Here is a 17,278-nt window from a genome sequence, read left to right on the forward strand (position 1 = left end):
GCCTCCGCTCACAGTTCCAGGAGAATCCGCGCGGGATCCTCGATCATTTCCTTGATGGTCACAAGGAAGCGGACGGCTTCCTGACCGTCGATAAGCCGGTGGTCGTAGGAAAGCGCCAGATACATCATGGGACGCACGACAATCTCACCTTCAACCACCACAGCCCGGTCCTCGATCTTGTGCATACCCAGAATGGCCGTCTGGGGTGGATTGAGGATCGGAGTCGAGAGCAGCGACCCGAAAACACCGCCATTGGAGATGGTAAATGTGCCTCCCGCCATTTCTTCGATCGTGAGCTTGCCTTCACGGGCGCGGCCGCCGAATTCGTTCACCTGGTCTTCTATCTGGGCGAGGCTCAACGCATCCGCATCACGAATCACCGGCACTACGAGTCCTCGCGGGGTACTGACCGCAACGCCGATATCGTAGTAGCCGTGATAGATGATGTCGGACTCGTCAATGGATGCGTTGACCGATGGGAAACGCTTCAGTGCTTCGACGGCTGCACGCACGAAGAAGGACATGAAGCCAAGCCGGGTGCCGTTGTGCCGCGCCTGGAACTCCTCCTGGTAGCGCTTGCGCATTGTCATCACCGGACGCATGTCGACCTCGTTGAACGTGGTCAGCATCGCCGCATTGTGCTGAGCCTCCACAAGTCGGCGCGCTATGCTGGCACGCAGCCGGGTCATGGGCACACGCCGCTCGACCCGCTCACCTTGCGCTGTGGTTTCGTATTCAGGCGCAGTGCTCGCTGCCGTGCCTGCAGCAGGTTTCCCGGATGCAGGCTGTTCTTTCAGGGCACGGCTGACATCCTCCTTGGTAATCCGTCCGGATTTGCCGGTACCACTCACCGCTTTGATATCGACACCGCCTTCATCCGCCATCTTGCGTGCGGCCGGACTTGCGCTGATTGAGGCTGCCGGTATCGCCGCTTTCGCTTTAACACCGGACTTTTCAGAAGCGGATTGAGCAGTCCCGGATTCATCCGCTGCATCTGCATCCGCAGCTGACGCTTCAGCGTTGTCTTCAACCGGGGCCGGCGCGCTGTCCACGGCACCGGCGGTGAAGCTGGCGATGACTTCCTCGCTGGCGACGATCTCCCCTTCATCCTTGAGAATACTGCTGAGTTGTCCGTCTGCGGGTGCGACCACTTCCAGGACCACTTTGTCGGTCTCAATATCGACCAGCAGGTCGTCCCGCATGACCGGATCGCCGGGGCGTTTGTGCCACACAGCGACCGTGCCTTCACTGATCGATTCGGGAAAGGTCGGTGCTTTGATATCCATAGTCGCGCTTCCTGCAATCCTGTCCTGTTTATCCAAAAAGAGCTTCTTCAACCAGGCGCTGCTGACGGATCGTGTGCGCCGCCGCATATCCCCCCGCGGGTGCCGCTGAAGGTTCGCGACCGGCATAAGCCAGATAGATCGATTCTGAATGCCGCAGTATCACCCGACGCATGTGATGCTGGCTGGAATACCAGGCACCCTGGTTCATCGGCTCTTCCTGACACCAGACCACTTCCTTGAGATTCCTATAGGGTGCCATTGCAGCCTCCAGTTCCGCCTCGGGAAACGGATAGATCTGCTCCAGCCTGGCGATCGCCACGTTATGTGCTCCTGCGTCGCGCCGCCGTTCGAGGAGGTCGTAGTACACCTTACCACTGCACAACACCAGTCGATCCACTCCGGCCGGGTCCTGAGGGTCGATTTCACGCATGACGTTGTAGAAACATCCTTCGCTCAATTCTTCCAGCGTGGAGGTCGCCAGCTTGTGTCGGAGCAGGCTCTTAGGCGTGAGCGCCACCAGCGGAATCCGGGTCGGTCGTATGGCCTGACGGCGGAGCATATGGAAGACCTGGGAAGGTGTCGTGGGCACACAGATCTGCATGTTGTGTTGTGCACTCAACTGGAGAAACCGCTCCAGTCGTGCCGATGAGTGTTCGGGACCTGCCCCTTCGTAGCCATGAGGCAGCAGCATGGTCAGGCCGCACAGGCGCATCCACTTTGTCGCACCGGAAGAAATGAACTGGTCGATAACCACCTGCGCGCCGTTGGCGAAATCACCGAACTGGGCTTCCCAGATCACCAGGACATTGGGTGCTGTGGTCGCATAACCGTATTCGAAAGCGAGCACGGCTTCTTCGGACAGCAGTGAGTCGTAAATGTCGAAATTCACTTTTTCGCTCAGATGATTGAGCGGGATGAAGCGCTTACCGTCTTTCTGATTGAAAATGCAGGCATGACGATGGGAGAAGGTGCCCACACCGACGTCCTGTCCCGTGAGGCGGACACCATAACCGGAATCGATCAGAGAGGCATAGGCCATGACCTCGGCGAATCCCCAGTTGATCGGCATGGCACCCGCGGCCATCCTGTGGCGATCCTCGAGTATCTTCTTCACCTGCCGCTGCACGACGAAATTTTCCGGCAGCTGTTCGAGACGCGTCTGCAGCGAACGCAGGGTATCCAGTGGCAGCCTGGTATCGGCTGGGAAATTCCAGTCATGCCCGAGGTATGGCCCCCAGTTCACGAAGAGCTGGGGATTGGGTTCATGAACCAGGCTGAGTGCGACCCGTCCGCCCCCTTCGAGGGTCTTGCGGTAAGTCTCTGCCATCTCCAGAGCCTGGGGCTCGGTGACGACACCCTCGGCGACCAGTTTCTGCACGTAAAGCGTGCGGGTGGTCAGCAGCGAGCGGATCTTCTTATACATGATCGGCTGGGTCTTCATCGGCTCTTCGGCTTCGTTGTGGCCGCGTCTGCGGTAGCTCACCAGATCGATGACCACGTCTTTTCCGAATTCCATCCGGTAGTCGACGGCGAGTTGCGTGACAAACAGCACCGCCTCCGGATCGTCGCCATTCACATGGAAGATAGGTGCCTGCACCATTTTCGCGACTTCTGTGCAGTATTCTGTGGAACGGGCATCGATCTGCCGGTGGGTGGTGAATCCCACCTGGTTGTTGATGATCACATGGATGGTTCCACCCGTCTTGAAGCCCCGGGTCTGGGACATCTGGAAGGTTTCCATCACCACACCCTGCCCGGCGAATGCGGCGTCCCCGTGCACCAGAATCGGCGCAACCAGCTTACCGTCACTGTCGACGCGACGATCCTGGCGGGCGCGCACGGAGCCCTCAACCACGGGATTGACGATTTCCAGATGAGACGGGTTGAAGGCCAGGGCAAGGTGCATCTCGCCACCCGGCGTCATCACATTGGTGGAAAAACCCTGGTGATACTTCACATCCCCAGCTTCCTCGACTGGCCCTTCCGGCAGTTTGCCGTCGAATTCATTGAACAGGTCCCAGGGGTTTTTCCCCAGGACATTGACCAGTACGTTGAGGCGACCGCGGTGCGCCATGCCGATGACAGTCTCGATCACACCGTGGGAACCGAGACGCTGCAGCATTTCGTGCATCATGGGGATGAAACTCTCTCCGCCTTCCAGCCCGAACCGTTTGGTGCCCGGATACCTGCCGTGCAGGTATTTCTCCAGGCCCTCCGCCGCGGTAAGACGTTCGAGAATCGACAGTTTCTGAGCGTTGCTGTACTGAGGATGAGCGCGCACGCTTTCGATCCGCTGCTGCACCCAGAGCTGCTCCGAGGCATCCACGATGTGCATGTATTCGAAGCCGATGGAGCTGGAATAGGTCTGTTCCAGCGCGCCGACAAGTTCCCGGAGTTTTACGGCACCCTGTCCGTAGTGGAAGGTGCCGGTATGGAAGGTCTCTTCCAGATCCGCGGGGCTCAGGTGATGGTAGGCAAGATCGAGAATGGGAGTCGGCGGTCGCTCCATGAGGCCCAGAGGGTCGATGGCGGCTTTTTTATGACCGCGATGCCGGTAGGCGGCGACCAGATCCTGCACGCGCATCTGTTTGCGTTCGTGCGCATTCTGTACATGTGTGCTCTCCCGCTCCGGACGGGCCTTGAGCCGATTGCGCCCCAGCCGCTCGAAGTGCTGCACCACCGTGCTGTGGGGGATGTCGGCCTGGATGGCACCTTCCACCCGCGGCAGCTGCTCGAAGTAGCTGCGCCACTGTTCACCCACGGAATTGGGGTCTTCGAGAAAAGATTCGTAGAGACCTTCCACGTATGCGAGATTGTTACCATCGAGATGGGAACTGCGCTGCATGCGTTCGAGAAACGATTCAGCCATGCTCATTCACTCCGAAAATCTTACGGTGACGTGCGTACGGGCAGCCGCCGAGGCGTTGATTCCCGTTCAGCCGCTTCCTCATCGAGCGACCCGTACGGGCGGGTGCGCCTGTGCTGTTCACTCGCTGGATAGTTCAGGTCCCCTGTTGCAGGAGCATAGTCCGGATCTTCCCGATTGCCCGGGTGGGATTGAGGCCTTTGGGGCAGACGCTGACGCAGTTCATGATGCCCCGGCATCTGAACACTGAGAAGGGGTCGTCCAGGTCGGCCAGGCGTTCGGCGGTGGCAGTGTCCCGGCTGTCTGCCAGGAACCTGTAGGCCTGCAGCAATCCTGCAGGACCGATGAACTTGTCCGGATTCCACCAGAAAGACGGGCAGGCTGTGGAGCAGCAGGCGCACAGAATGCATTCGTAGAGTCCGTCGAGTTCGGCCCGCTGTTCGGGAGTCTGCCGGCGCTCCTGGGCGGGAGCCGGTGTCCTGTTGATCAGGAACGGGCTGATCTTTTCGTACTGCTGATAAAACTGGGTCATGTCCACGACCAGATCGCGGATCACGGGGAGGCCCGGCAGTGGCCGCAGTACCAGCTTGCCGTTCTTGGCGGCTTCGGACACGGGCGTGATACAGGCCAGTCCGTTGCGACCGTTCATGTTGATGCCGTCGGAACCACACACACCTTCCCGGCAGGAGCGCCGGTAAGAAAGTGAAGGATCCTTTTCTTTCAGCAGTTCCAGAACATCGAGCACCATGAGGTCTTTCCCCGCAGGCAGTTCAATGCTCATCTCCCGCATCGCGGGAACCTCGTCAACGTCGGGGTCGTATCGGTAGACGCTCACCTGCATGTCGATTCAATCCTTCTAAGCTGCTGGCTTTCTAAATTTGCTGGCTTCAGTCCTGGAACTGACTGTCAGTATTTGCGTTCCTGGGGTTCGAATACGGGTACCGTGCTGGGCTCGAAATTGACCCCACGCTTTGCGACCCGCTTCTCACCCGGGAAATACAGGCTGTGACACAACCAGTTCTGGTCATCGCGAACCTGGTAATCGTCCCGGGCATGTGCTCCGCGACTCTCTTTGCGTTCTTCCGCGGCGATGGCGGTGGCTTCGGCGACTTCGAGCAGATTGTCCAGTTCCAGGGCTTCCATTCGGGCGGTATTGAAAGCGCGGCTCTTGTCCGACAGATGTGCTTTGCCAATCCGCTGGCGGAGATCGTTGAGTTTGGATATCCCCTCAACCATGTTTTTTTCTGTGCGGAATACACCGAAACTGTTCTGCATCACGGTCTGCAGTTCTTTCTTCAGGGACGCCACGGATTCCCCGCTGGTCGAGGCTTCCCATCGATTCAGCCGGGACTCGGCCTGCTCGAGATCGCTGTCGCTGGGCTCGCGGTAGCTCACGCCCTGGCGCATGACCTCTTCGATGTGCATGCCTGCCGCACGACCGAACACCACCAGATCGAGGAGCGAATTGCCGCCGAGACGATTGGCGCCATGCACGGATACGCAGGCCGCCTCTCCGGCGGCGTAAAGGCCGGGCACCAGCTGGTCCACACCATTGCCATCCTGGGTGATCGCCTGCCCGGTGATGCCGGTGGGAGTGCCACCCATCATGTAATGGCAGGTGGGTACCACGGGAATGGGTTCCTTGATGGGGTCCACATGCGCGAAGGTGCGTGAGAGCTCGAGGATACCGGGCAGTCGGCTGTTGAGAACATCCGCACCCAGATGGTCGAGTTTCAGCATCACATGATCGCCGTTCGGACCACATCCCCGTCCTTCGAGGATCTCGATGATCATCGAACGGGCGACGACATCCCTGCCCGCCAGGTCTTTGGCTGTGGGCGCATAGCGTTCCATGAAGCGCTCGCCGTCCTTGTTGATCAGATAGCCACCTTCACCGCGACAGCCTTCAGTGACCAGAGTGCCTGCGCCGTAAATGCCGGTGGGGTGAAACTGCCACATCTCCATATCCTGAAGCGGGAAACCGGCGCGCAGAGCCATGCCCGCACCGTCACCGGTGCACATATGTGCATTGGTGGTGCTTGCGAATATGCGCCCCGAGCCTCCGGTGGCGAGCACGGTGGCCTTGGACTGCACATAGACCACTTCGCCGGATTCGATTTCGATGGCGATCACACCGACCACTGCGCCGTCCTGGTTCTTCACCAGATCTACGGCGAACCACTCGTTCAGGAAGGTGGTGTTGGCCCGCAGATTAGCCTGATAGAGCGTGTGCAGCAGCGCGTGGCCGGTGCGGTCCGCGGCTGCGCAGGTGCGCGCGGCCTGCCCGCCTTTGCCGAAGTCCTTGGACTGACCGCCGAACGGACGCTGGTAGATGCGCCCGTTCTCGGTTCGTGAGAACGGCAGTCCCATGTGTTCCAGCTCGAACACAGCCTGGGGGCCTTCGCTGCACATGTATTCGATGGCCCGCTGGTCGCCGATGTAGTCGGATCCTTTGACCGTGTCGTACATGTGCCAGCGCCAGTCGTCATTCGGGTCGTCGCTGGCGATCGCACAGGTGATACCGCCCTGGGCCGAAACGGTGTGGGATCGGGTGGGAAACACCTTGGTGATGACGGCCGTTTTCAGGCCGGACCGGGCCAGCTGCAGAGATGCGCGCATGCCGGCGCCGCCACCGCCGACGATCACACCGTCGAACTCCATCTTTCGAATTCTGGCCATCGCTCTAAAGACTCCAAAACATCTGTAAGGCCCATACCACATAGATGAACAGCAGCAGTACACAGCCACTGAGGTATGCCATTCGGAAAGCCGTCGAGTGACGGCCGAAATAGTGTTCGCGGATATAGTCCGTGCCGACCGTCCACATGCCGATCCAGGCATGGGCTGCGGTGGCGAGCACGGTCAGGGTACTGAACAGCAGCATGGGCGTGGAAGCAAAATAAGCCTTCAGTTGCAGGTGCGTCAGCTCCGGGTTTGCGAGAAAAAATCCCAGGACACAGAGCGTGTAGACGGCGAGTATGACCGCGCTCACCCGCTGCAGCAGGAAATCGGAGAGACCATTGCGGGTCAGGCTTGTGACATTGGCTACCATATCCACACTCCCAGCAGAGCGGCCAGTACCGCAGTGATGGCGAAAACGGTCCAGACTCCGGCTTGTGCAGCTTCCATGGTGTCCCCGATGTGGAAGTCGAGCAGCAAATGCTTCACGCCGGCGATCAGATGGTAGAGCAGCACCACCAGTACCCCCCAGAGCACCAGCTTGGGCAGCGGCAGGGCCAGTGTCGCGGCTGCGGCTGCAAACCCCGCTTCCGACTGCAACGCCAGGTCCAGCAGCCACAACAGATAGGCGACGCCGACAAAGAGCATGACGCCGGTGATCCGATGGGTGATCGAAGCCATTGCAGGAAGCGGCCAGCGAAATTGAGTCAGAGACAGATAAACGGGGCGTTGTTTGTTCGTCATTTAATCCCTTATAGATCCCTTCTGTTACCTTCCGGCATTCCTTCTACCTTTCGGCAATCCTTCCGGTAATCCTTCCAGCAGTCGCTTGCGAAAGCTGATCGATATCCGCGGCCGCCGGTGACAGCGGTCCGCTTTCGGACACAGGGCGCCTTCCGCTCCGAGCGCAGACATCGCACCTGGCCGAATCGGGTCTGGTGGGAACGGCTTGCAACAATCGGGCTGGCGAGCGCGGCCAAATTTTAGTCGGCCAGGGTCCGCATTGTACAGGTCAAACCTGCTCGGGTCGCCCGCCGGCCATCTTTGTGCACCGCCTGTGTCGGAGTTAATTGACATCCGCCATCGCCATTTATACGCTCCCCGCTCGCCCCATCTAAGAACAGCCGGGGACCCCCACACTGGCCTGATGCCTGTACTCAGAAAGGCCCTGGCAAATAATTCATCTCCGCGGGAGGACGCATGGCAGACTCTTCGGGCAAAACCGCCCAACTGCATGTCGATGGCAAAATCATCGACTTACCCATCTACAAGGGTTCTGAAGGCCCGGATGTGATCGATGTGGGTAAGCTCACCGGAGAAGGTTACTTCACCTACGACCCCGGTTTCGTTTCCACAGCCGCCTGCGATTCCGATATCACCTATATAGATGGTGATGCCGGCATTCTCCTGCATCGGGGCTATCCGATCGAGCAGCTGGCGGAAAAATCAGATTATCTGGAACTGTGCTACCTGCTGCTCAACGGTGAACTGCCGAATGGCAAAGAGAAAGCGCGCTTCGTGGATACCATCAAACACCACACCATGGTCCACGAACAGCTGGTGCATCTGTTTCGCGGGTTCCGCCGCGACGCCCACCCGATGGCCATCATGTGCGGGGTGGTAGGTGCCCTCTCCGCCTTCTATCACGACTCCATTGACATCGATAATGCCGATCATCGACGCGTAACCGCCCATCGACTGATCGCGAAGATGCCCACCCTCGCGGCGATGAGCTACAAATACGCGCTGGGTCAGCCCTTCATGTATCCGCGCAATGACCTGGACTACTCTGCGAATTTCCTGCAGATGATGTTCGGTACGCCCTGTGAGGCCTACGAAGTCAATCCAGTAATCGCGAAGGCGATGGATCGTATCTTCCTGCTGCATGCGGATCACGAACAGAATGCCTCCACCTCTACCGTCCGGCTGGCCGGATCCACCGGCGCCAATCCCTTCGCCTGCATCGCCGCCGGTATCGCCGCCCTCTGGGGCCCCGCTCACGGCGGAGCGAACGAAGCGGTGCTGAAGATGCTGGCCGAGATCGGCGATGAGAAGCACATCGACAAGTATGTGAAGAAGGCCAAGGACAAGAATGACCCCTTCCGGATCATGGGTTTTGGCCATCGTGTCTATAAAAACTATGATCCCCGGGCCAAGGTCATGCAGCAGACCTGTAAGGAGGTGTTTGACGAACTGGGTGTGGACAACGATCCCATTCTCAAGCTGGCCCAGCGTCTGGAGAAGATCGCCCTCGAAGACGACTACTTCGTGGAGAAAAAGCTCTACCCCAACGTGGATTTCTATTCCGGAATCATTCTCAAAGCGATCGGTATTCCGACCGAGATGTTTACGGTGATCTTTGCCACCGGTCGGACACCGGGCTGGATCGCCCAGTGGAACGAGATGATCAGCAATCCCTACAAGATCGGGCGCCCCCGCCAGCTCTACAAGGGTTCCAAGCGCCGCGACTACGTGCCGATCGCCAAGCGCTAAGCCTCGAGAACCGGCGCCCACCCGGGGTGGGTGCCGGAGCCCTCAGCGGATTAAGAGCCTTCAGCGGATTAAGAGCCCTCAGCCAAGTATCGTCTCCTTGCGGAAGCCCTCTTCGAGCAGGACGGCTTTGAGCGACTTCAGTCCTTCCACCTGAATCTGCCGTACCCGTTCCCGGGTGAGACCGATGGCTTTGCCGACTTCTTCAAGGGTGGCGATGTCGTGTCCACGCAGACCGAACCGCCTGCACACCACATCGAGAGACTTTTCGGGCAGGGTTTCGAGCCAGCGATCGATGTGTTCCGCGAGCTGCTCGTTCTGCAGCAACTGCCAGGGATCTTCAAACTTGGTGTCTTCAAAGGTATCCCAGGCGGCCTTTTCCGGCTCCAGTACCGAGATCTCCGTGCAGCTGATGTCATCAGACAGCTGCATGAGATGACGCACACCCTCTGCCGGCTTGCCGACCAGCTCGGCAATGTCCTCAGGTGTCGGTTCATGGTCCAGTTTCTGACCCAGTTCCCGTTGTGCGCGCAGGTATGAGTTGAGTTCTTTCGCGATATGGATCGGCAGGCGGATGGTCTTGACCTGATTCATCAGGGCCCGCTCCACAGCCTGACGGATCCACCAGGTCGCGTAGGTGGAGAATCGGAATCCTTTCTCCGGATCGAACTTCTCCACCGCTCTGATCAGGCCGAGATTGCCCTCCTCGATGAGATCGAGCAGCGGCAGCCCGCGGTTGAGATAGCGCCGGGAGATTTTCACTACCAGCCGCAGATTGCTCTCGATCATGCGGGCCCTGGCTTTCGCATCGCCCTTCTGTACCTTACGGGCCAGTTCCTTCTCCTCATCTGCTGTGAGCAGCTGGGCGCGGCCAATTTCCGCGAGGTACATGTCGGTGACATCGCCCATTTCGCTCAGGCGTTTTTTTTTCGCCCGGGCAGGCCTGGCCCGCTCCGCCACCTCGGTGTCCGAATCTGTCCAGTCATCTGTGGTGTCCAGTTGTTCCAGCATGACTACGCTTACTCCCCTGCGCTTTTTTGCTTGAGTTTGCCCCCTGCGGAGGCGCTTTCCTCGCGAAAGCCGCACTCACGGAGTACGACTTCGGCGGGAAACGGCTTCTTCAGAAGGACCTGTGCGCCGGCGCTCAACATCTTCTTTTCGAGCTCGGCAGAGTGATAACCGGTCATAGCTATCACCCGTATATCTTTGGTTTCCGGATCGTTTTTAAGGCTTCTGCATACCTCGATCCCATCGACCCCCGGCATCATCACGTCCAGCAGGACCACGGTGGGCTTGTGCTGCTGCACGGCTCTGCCCGCCTCGAAACCGTCGTAAGCCGTGTGGATGGGCAGTCCGGGAATTTCAGTGGCGAAGAGGGTTTCGAGGAAGGTATTGAACTGCCGGTTGTCGTCCACGATGAGCAGTGATTCCGTCACTCCGGGCAGTTTGATGCCCCGATCCCGGGCAAAACGGGCAACGACGCTGGTGGCGAACCGCCGGTGTCCGCCTGCGGTGGTCTGAGCTTCGAGAATGCCTTTCTGTGCCCACTGGCGGACCGTGATCGGTGACACCATCAGCAGTGTGGCGACCTCATTCGGGGTCAGAAAATCCCTGCCGCTGGTCGTGTCACTCATTTCCCGCATCTCCCGCATCTCCCGCATTCCCCTGGTTCCCGTCCGATCGATGTGCCGCAGCGCGTCTATCGGTTTAATCGAAACAATCGGTTTAATCGAATCGAGGAAGGGAAGGCTAATCGGTTTAATCGTATTGGTCTAATACCGATTTGATCTAGACACTGTCCGAAATGGAGCAAAAAACGCATCGGCAGACGATGCTGCACGAGGTGCGAAGCCGCGTGCCCAAGTTCGGTTACACTCTTCGCCGATTCCCCAGGCAGGCGGCTGAAGATGACGTCTTTCAATGGCTTAGGTATGCATCTCGGCAATCTGTCGCGGCTTTCAGCTGCCCGCAGTCGATCCATCAGCCCGGAGAATTTCAGCGGAGAGCCTGGTGCCGGTGGGCGCGCGACGCAAGGCACCGGTGCGCAGGCCGCGAGGGATCTGGGCGCAGGCTGGAAAATCTCGCCTTCGGTGCGTATCGAACCAGGTGCGACCTTCGAGCTGGCCGACATCCGCGGCAGCGGCGCGATCCAGCAGATCTGGCTGACGCCCACCGGTAACTGGCGCCAGCAGATACTCAGGGCGTACTGGGACGGTCAGGAGCATCCGTGCGTGCTGTGTCCCCTTGCGGATTTCTTCGGCATGGGATGGTGTGAATATGATCCGCTGAACTCTCTGGCCATCTGCGTGAACCCGGGCAGCGGGTTCAACAGTTACTGGGAAATGCCGTTCCGCAGCCATGCGCGGTTGACCATAGAGAATGTCAGCAGCGAACCCGTGACCCTCTACTTCCAGATCAATTACACGCTGACCGAAGTGGAAGACGATCGTGGCTATTTTCACGCGCACTTCCGCCGGGTGAATCCACTCGAACTCGGCCAGGTTCACACCCTGCTGGAGTGCGAGGGCGATGGCCACTATGTGGGCACCTACATGGCCTGGGGGTCGAACAACCGGGGCTGGTGGGGAGAAGGTGAAGCCAAGTTCTACATCGATGATGATCTCGACTTCCCGACGATCTGCGGTACCGGCACGGAAGACTATTTCTGTGGTTCCTACTGTTTTCTCGCCAAGGATCGCGAACAGGGATACGAACGTTTCAGCACGGCTTACGCCGGGCTGCACCAGGTGATCAAACCCTCGGGGAGATTCGGTTCGCAGCAGCGATTCGGCATGTATCGCTGGCACATTCCGGACCCGATCCGTTTCCGGCAGCGTCTGAAGGTCACCATGCAGGCGCTCGGCTGGCGCAGCGGTCGGCGCTATCTGCCACTCCAGGACGATATCGCTTCGGTCGCTTACTGGTATCAGCGGTCACCCGTGAGCCGGTTGCCTGCGCTGCCCGATGCAGACGGACTGGAAGTGATCTGATGCACAGCCTTCGCGATCTCCCCGCCATCGACCGGCTCATCCGGGACCCCGGACTGCAATCACTCATCGAGCGCCATGGCCTTGAAATCGTCAAGCAGGCACTGCGCTCGCTGCAGTCCTCATGGCGGGGCGCCGGCCAGGCACCCGAATGGGCCGCGGATGTGGCAGGGTATGAGCGGGTACTGACCGAGCGTCTGCACGGTCAGGGCTATCGCCCGGTATTCAATCTGACCGGCACCATCATTCACACCAATCTCGGCCGCGCGCTCATCGATTCCCAGCTGTACAGATCCATCGAGGAGCTTGTGACCCGCCCGATCAACCTCGAATACGATCTCGCTGCTGGCAGGCGTGGCGACAGGGAACGCAGTGTCGAAGAAAAACTCAAAGCGCTCACCGGAGCCGAAGCTGCTACGGTGGTCAACAATGGCGCTGCCGCTGTACTGCTTGTGCTCAATACCCTGGCACTGGGGCGTGAGGTAGCCGTGTCACGCGGTGAACTGATTGAAATCGGTGGCAGTTTCCGTCTGCCCGATATCATGAGTCGCTCGGGATGCCGGCTGCGCGAAGTGGGCACCACCAATCGTACACACCTGAAGGACTATGAAGGCGCGATTGCAGCGGAGACCGGCCTGCTGCTCAAGGTTCACCCCAGCAACTATCACATCAGCGGGTTCACCAGTGAGGTCGATGTGCGATCCCTGGCAGAAGTCGGCCGCACCCACAGCATCCCGGTATGCGTTGATCTCGGCAGCGGTACCCTGGTTGATCTGGTCCGCTTCGGGCTTCCCCACGAACCCATGCCCCAGGAAGTGCTCAGACAGGGTGCAGACCTCGTGACCTTCAGCGGTGACAAGCTCCTGGGTGCGACCCAGGCGGGTATCATTCTCGGACGCGCCGATCTGATCGCCGGGCTGAAACGCAATCCATTGAAGCGCGCACTCCGCCCGGACAAGCTCACGCTGGCATTTCTGGAGAAAACTCTGAGTCTCTACGAAACTCCCGACACACTGAATGAAACCCTGCCCCTGGTGCGGACGCTGACTGCGCCCTTGAGTGAACTGCAGGCTCGGGGCGATCGAGTCCGCAGTATCCTGCTCGACGTGCTGCCGGATTTCTCCATCGATGTCGTGGACAGCGATTGCCAGCTTGGCAGCGGTTCTCTGCCGGAACAGCGAATCAGCAGCCGTGCGATACGTATCGCACACCCGCAGTCTGCTGATCTCGAAGGGCTGAGAGATCGTCTGCGCCGACTGGATGTACCTGTGATCGGCAGACTGCAGCAGGATCACCTGTGGCTGGATATGCGTGGGGCAGAACGGCTGGATGAACTCTGTGACAATCTGCGCTCGCTGGCGCTGACCGCATGATCGTCACCCTTGCGGGCCATGTGGATCACGGTAAGACGTCTCTTGTGCGGGCGCTGACCGGGGTGGATACGGACAGTCTGATCGAGGAGAAGCGTCGCGGTCTGACAATCGACCTCGGTTTCGCTTACCTGAAGACCCCGCAGCAGTTACTGGGATTCGTCGATGTCCCCGGCCACCACCGTTTCATTCATAACATGGTTGCCGGAGTCGCTTCGGGACAACATGCACTGCTGGTCATCGCTGCCGACGATGGTCCGATGCCTCAGAGCCGCGAACACCTGCAGATTCTCGATCTGCTCGGTGTGCGCAGCGGGACAATTGCGCTGACAAAATGTGACCGGGTAAGCAAAGCACAGATCGATGCAGCGCGTGCCGGTATCGCGCAACTGGTAAAGGGTTCGTTTCTGCAATCCGCGAACATCATCGAAACCTCCATCACCAGTGGCGCAGGGATCGCAGAATTGCAGGCGGAGCTGTTGCAGTTCGACCTCGCCCGGTCGTCCACAGAGGTGAAGCAGTCTTTTCGTCTGGCCATCGATCGGGCATTTGCGGTCACCGGTGCCGGTGTTGTGGTCACCGGCACGGTACACGCAGGCCGGGTCGCGAGCGACGATACGCTCAGCCTGTTCCCCTCTGGAGACACAGTTCGGGTGAAATCCGTGCGGGCCCAGGACACCAGCGTGACCAGCGCACGCGCTGGAGACCGCTGCGCACTCAACATCAGCGGGGTTGCCATGGATCAGGTGACCCGGGGACAGTGGCTGTGCGGAGATCCCGACAGGGGTGTCTCCCAGTTCGCGGTGGAGCTGCGTGTACTGGCGGATTTCCCGCGTGCGCTCCGCCACTGGCTGCCGGTGCACCTCTACCACGCGACAAGCCATACCACTGCACACATCGCCGTGCTCAGTGAGGGCCGTATCGAGCCCGGCACCAGCACACTGGTGGAGCTGATCACGGCGCAACCACTGGCCGTGCACCCCGGCGACCGGCTGATCCTGCGGGATCAGGGACTGGATCGTACGCTTGGCGGCGGTAGAGTTATCAGCCGGCAGCGACCCGAGGGCAGGCGCCGCGATCCGGAGCGACTGCAGAGACTGGCTGCGGACAATGCACAGGACGCTGCCACCGCCTTCGCCAGCCATCTTGCGCTGGGCACTGTGAATCTCAGCGGATTCAAGGATAACTGGGGATGCAGTGACTCGGAGCTGGCTGCACTCGTCAACGCACAGCAGGCCAGGGTCATAGAAGGACACGCGATCGCCGGCAGCCTGTGGCAACGCTGGCGGGAGTCGGTGCGTAAGGAGATCGTACGTCTGCACACAGCGGACCCCTCCCTGCAGGGCACCAAGCAGAGTGCGCTTGACGGATCGACGCCGGACCGCTTCCTTGGTGCCGTACTGGCGGAACTGGTGAGCGCGGGCGAACTGGTCGTCACCTCGGGTCGCTATGCCCCCGCCGACCATCAGGTCGCGTTGAGCGCCGAAGAATCGCGCCTGCTGTCTGCCCTGCTCCCTCATCTGGATCAGCCGCAACCACCGAGCCTTGGCGATCTGAGCAAACAGGTGCGCATACCCATCGCAGCGCTCAGTCGAGGCCTGGTACCGCTGGTGAGCAAGAAGCTGCTGGTGCGGATCAGCGACAACCGCTTCTATGCACCCGGTCAGATCATGGCGCTGGCAGAGACGGCTCGGGAACTGGGTGCCCGGGGCCCATTCTCGGCAAGGGATTTCCGCGACGCCGCCGGCATCGGTCGCAATGTCGCCATAGAACTGCTCGAATATTTCGATCGCCGGGCCTACACCCGCCGTCAGGGTGATCTGCGCAACATCGTCGGTGAACCGAACCGCGTGCTCGGCTGATGTTGTTTCCGCCCGCGAAACAGTGGTCGTCTCTCAGCGGAAGGTCAGACCGGCTGTTCAGCAGGATCGACAGGTTTCCAGATCTGCTCGATCCGAAGCCACAGGTTGATTCGCATCTTTCCCGAGTTGCTGGCGATGTCGAACACATAGCCGGTCATGGCACTGATGACGATCATTTCCCCACCATCCTCGATGAGCGCCAGCGGTGCTGAAATCGCAGGGATTCTGAAGTGGGCAATCACATGCAGGAGGTCCGCGCCGACGCCAAAGCAGGCCAGCAGGCCGACAAGGCAGAGGAGATCGCGGGACGCCTGGCGGGCGGATGGCCTGCCGCGCCACAAGGCGTGAGCAGCCAGGCCCAGTGTCAGACAGCCGATCAGCGCAGCGAACAGGAGTTCTCCGCAATCATCTGGCCGCAGTCCAGCGAATTCGGGGAGATTCAGGGTTGCTCCGAGCCAGAACCCCGCACGCTCGTGAATCTGCATCGCGTCGTCCAGCAGCAGGAAAGCAAACAGGACCGCCCAGCCGATAAAGACGCGCAGACGGGTCTGCAGGTAAATCAGAATCAGGCACAGGCTGAGCCAGAAGAGCTTGATGTACTGATAGATTTCCGCGATGCCACGATCAGTTTCGATCGAGAAGGCCTGACTGGTAAGCCATGGAGACCACACATGCAGAATGTGAATACCGATGAATGCCGCATCGACGCTCAGGAGCAGAAACAACAGAGTGATCGTTGCACCATAGTCCGGGGTAAATTTCATTCAACGTTCCTGGGTTCAGAAAAGCGCTTCTCTCTGCAGATCGCGTAAATCAGCAGAAGGAAAAAAGCCGACGGGCAGTTTCTTCGTCACACAATGGCTGGTCAGGCACCTGGTCAGCGTGACTCAGGTCCCAACTCATCCAATCCGGCGGCAGGCAGGCTAACACTACCGGGCTCCGGAGGGGATATACCCGTCCGATCTGTCCCTGAATGCGCGCGGCCCGGGTGGAAGATATGTCCATTGGTGTGGATCGTCGTCGTCACTTATCGAGCCTGCAATGTGTAACCATGGGCCAGATCCACAATTTCCACCGGCGCACCCGCAACCTCCACCGGCTCGAAGCTGATCTGGGCTGCCCCCTCCCGGATCAGGGCCAGTACTTTGCGGCGGGAGAGTTCGCTTTCCAGGTAGGTGATTCTGATATCCGTCACTCTGCCTTCGCGGGAAATCCCGTAGCTGAAATCCACGACAAGATCCTGGCTCGACACCATCGAACGCCGGATCACACCAACCCTGGTCGGTGTCCAGAACAGTTTCCTGCAGAGTTTGGTATCTGCTTCCGAACTGAGCCGATGCCGGGCAGGACGGCAGATATTCGAGTCACAGACAAGGCAGACAGCCGCCTGCCGTGTGCGCAGTGCATTGACAGTCTCAAGCTTTTCCCGTTTGAGCTGGGCATAGCTGCAGGTTGAGATCAGTCGATGACTGATGGGCCAGGGTCCGCAGCCGTTGAACGCAGTGACACGCACTTCCTCAATCAGCTGTTCAGCGGTTGCCGCGGATGCGCTCGGAAAAAACGCCCCGGTCAGCCACGCGAAGCCCACAATGCACAGCAAACGGATCCGGATCGCCTGCACGCTCATGCCGTTGTCAGCCGGTGCGCGGATGAAGCATCTGGCGATCGGGTACGGGGAGAGAACGTTCACTCATCGGCGGGAAGAGTGCCCGATGTGGGTGCTGCTGCCAAGGCAACG

At 59.6% G+C, this 17,278-nt stretch carries 14 protein-coding genes; 4 read left to right on the top strand and 10 right to left on the bottom strand.

Annotation, left to right across the window (positions count from 1 at the left end; translation table 11 throughout):
• Nucleotides 1-8: 8 nt before the first annotated feature.
• The 6 genes from odhB to sdhC all read right to left on the bottom strand — a co-directional run bounded on the left by odhB (nt 9) and on the right by sdhC (nt 7,575).
• Nucleotides 9-1,286 (bottom strand): 2-oxoglutarate dehydrogenase complex dihydrolipoyllysine-residue succinyltransferase, encoded by a 1,278-nt coding sequence (odhB, locus tag R3E82_06245; GenBank protein ID MEZ5550466.1) that lies wholly within the window; start codon nt 1,284-1,286, stop codon nt 9-11.
• Between the two features lie 28 nt (nt 1,287-1,314).
• Entirely contained in the window at nt 1,315-4,155 is a 2,841-nt protein-coding gene (locus R3E82_06250; GenBank protein ID MEZ5550467.1) for a 2-oxoglutarate dehydrogenase E1 component, read from the bottom strand.
• 133 nt (nt 4,156-4,288) lie between these two features.
• Complete coding sequence (locus R3E82_06255; protein ID MEZ5550468.1) at nt 4,289-4,993, bottom strand: succinate dehydrogenase iron-sulfur subunit; 705 nt, start codon at nt 4,991-4,993, stop codon at nt 4,289-4,291.
• 65 nt (nt 4,994-5,058) lie between these two features.
• A complete protein-coding gene (gene sdhA / locus R3E82_06260; GenBank protein MEZ5550469.1) occupies nt 5,059-6,831 on the bottom strand; it encodes a succinate dehydrogenase flavoprotein subunit in 1,773 nt (590 codons plus the stop codon).
• A 4-nt stretch (nt 6,832-6,835) separates the two neighbouring features.
• Complete coding sequence (gene sdhD, locus R3E82_06265; GenBank protein MEZ5550470.1) at nt 6,836-7,204, bottom strand: succinate dehydrogenase, hydrophobic membrane anchor protein; 369 nt, start codon at nt 7,202-7,204, stop codon at nt 6,836-6,838.
• Nucleotides 7,198-7,575 (bottom strand): succinate dehydrogenase, cytochrome b556 subunit, encoded by a 378-nt coding sequence (gene sdhC, locus R3E82_06270; protein MEZ5550471.1) that lies wholly within the window; start codon nt 7,573-7,575, stop codon nt 7,198-7,200. The genes sdhD and sdhC overlap by 7 nt, the downstream gene beginning before the upstream one ends.
• Before the next feature lie 456 nt (nt 7,576-8,031).
• On the opposite strand from sdhC, the gene gltA reads away from it, so the two are divergent.
• On the top strand, nt 8,032-9,324 hold the full coding sequence (gene gltA, locus R3E82_06275) for a citrate synthase (protein ID MEZ5550472.1): 1,293 nt from the start codon (nt 8,032-8,034) through the stop codon (nt 9,322-9,324).
• Nucleotides 9,325-9,402: 78 nt separating this feature from the next.
• On the opposite strand, the gene rpoS is transcribed toward gltA, so the two are convergent.
• Together rpoS and R3E82_06285 are read right to left on the bottom strand one after the other, a co-directional pair.
• The gene (rpoS, locus tag R3E82_06280) at nt 9,403-10,332 is read right to left on the bottom strand and encodes an RNA polymerase sigma factor RpoS (protein ID MEZ5550473.1); all 930 of its coding nucleotides are present in this window, start codon (nt 10,330-10,332) and stop codon (nt 9,403-9,405) included.
• Nucleotides 10,333-10,340: 8 nt separating this feature from the next.
• Entirely contained in the window at nt 10,341-10,955 is a 615-nt protein-coding gene (locus R3E82_06285; GenBank protein MEZ5550474.1) for a response regulator, read from the bottom strand.
• A 273-nt stretch (nt 10,956-11,228) separates the two neighbouring features.
• On the opposite strand from R3E82_06285, the gene R3E82_06290 reads away from it, so the two are divergent.
• The 3 genes from R3E82_06290 to selB are packed head-to-tail and all read left to right on the top strand — an operon-like array spanning nt 11,229 to nt 15,540.
• Entirely contained in the window at nt 11,229-12,311 is a 1,083-nt protein-coding gene (locus R3E82_06290; GenBank protein MEZ5550475.1) for a glycoside hydrolase family 172 protein, read from the top strand.
• The gene (gene selA / locus R3E82_06295) at nt 12,311-13,681 is read left to right on the top strand and encodes an L-seryl-tRNA(Sec) selenium transferase (protein MEZ5550476.1); all 1,371 of its coding nucleotides are present in this window, start codon (nt 12,311-12,313) and stop codon (nt 13,679-13,681) included. Before R3E82_06290 ends, selA begins: the two co-directional genes overlap by 1 nt.
• Nucleotides 13,678-15,540, top strand: coding sequence for a selenocysteine-specific translation elongation factor (selB, locus tag R3E82_06300; GenBank protein ID MEZ5550477.1), 1,863 nt, complete (start codon nt 13,678-13,680; stop codon nt 15,538-15,540). Before selA ends, selB begins: the two co-directional genes overlap by 4 nt.
• 44 nt (nt 15,541-15,584) lie before the next feature.
• Here selB and R3E82_06305 read toward each other — a convergent pair whose 3' ends face one another.
• A complete protein-coding gene (locus R3E82_06305; GenBank protein MEZ5550478.1) occupies nt 15,585-16,304 on the bottom strand; it encodes a hypothetical protein in 720 nt (239 codons plus the stop codon).
• A gap of 263 nt (nt 16,305-16,567) precedes the next feature.
• The gene (locus R3E82_06310; protein ID MEZ5550479.1) at nt 16,568-17,167 is read right to left on the bottom strand and encodes a hypothetical protein; all 600 of its coding nucleotides are present in this window, start codon (nt 17,165-17,167) and stop codon (nt 16,568-16,570) included.
• Nucleotides 17,168-17,278 lie beyond the last annotated feature (111 nt).

This window comes from Pseudomonadales bacterium, from assembly GCA_041395945.1.
In the GTDB taxonomy this organism is placed as follows: Bacteria; Pseudomonadota; Gammaproteobacteria; order Pseudomonadales; family Azotimanducaceae; genus SZUA-309.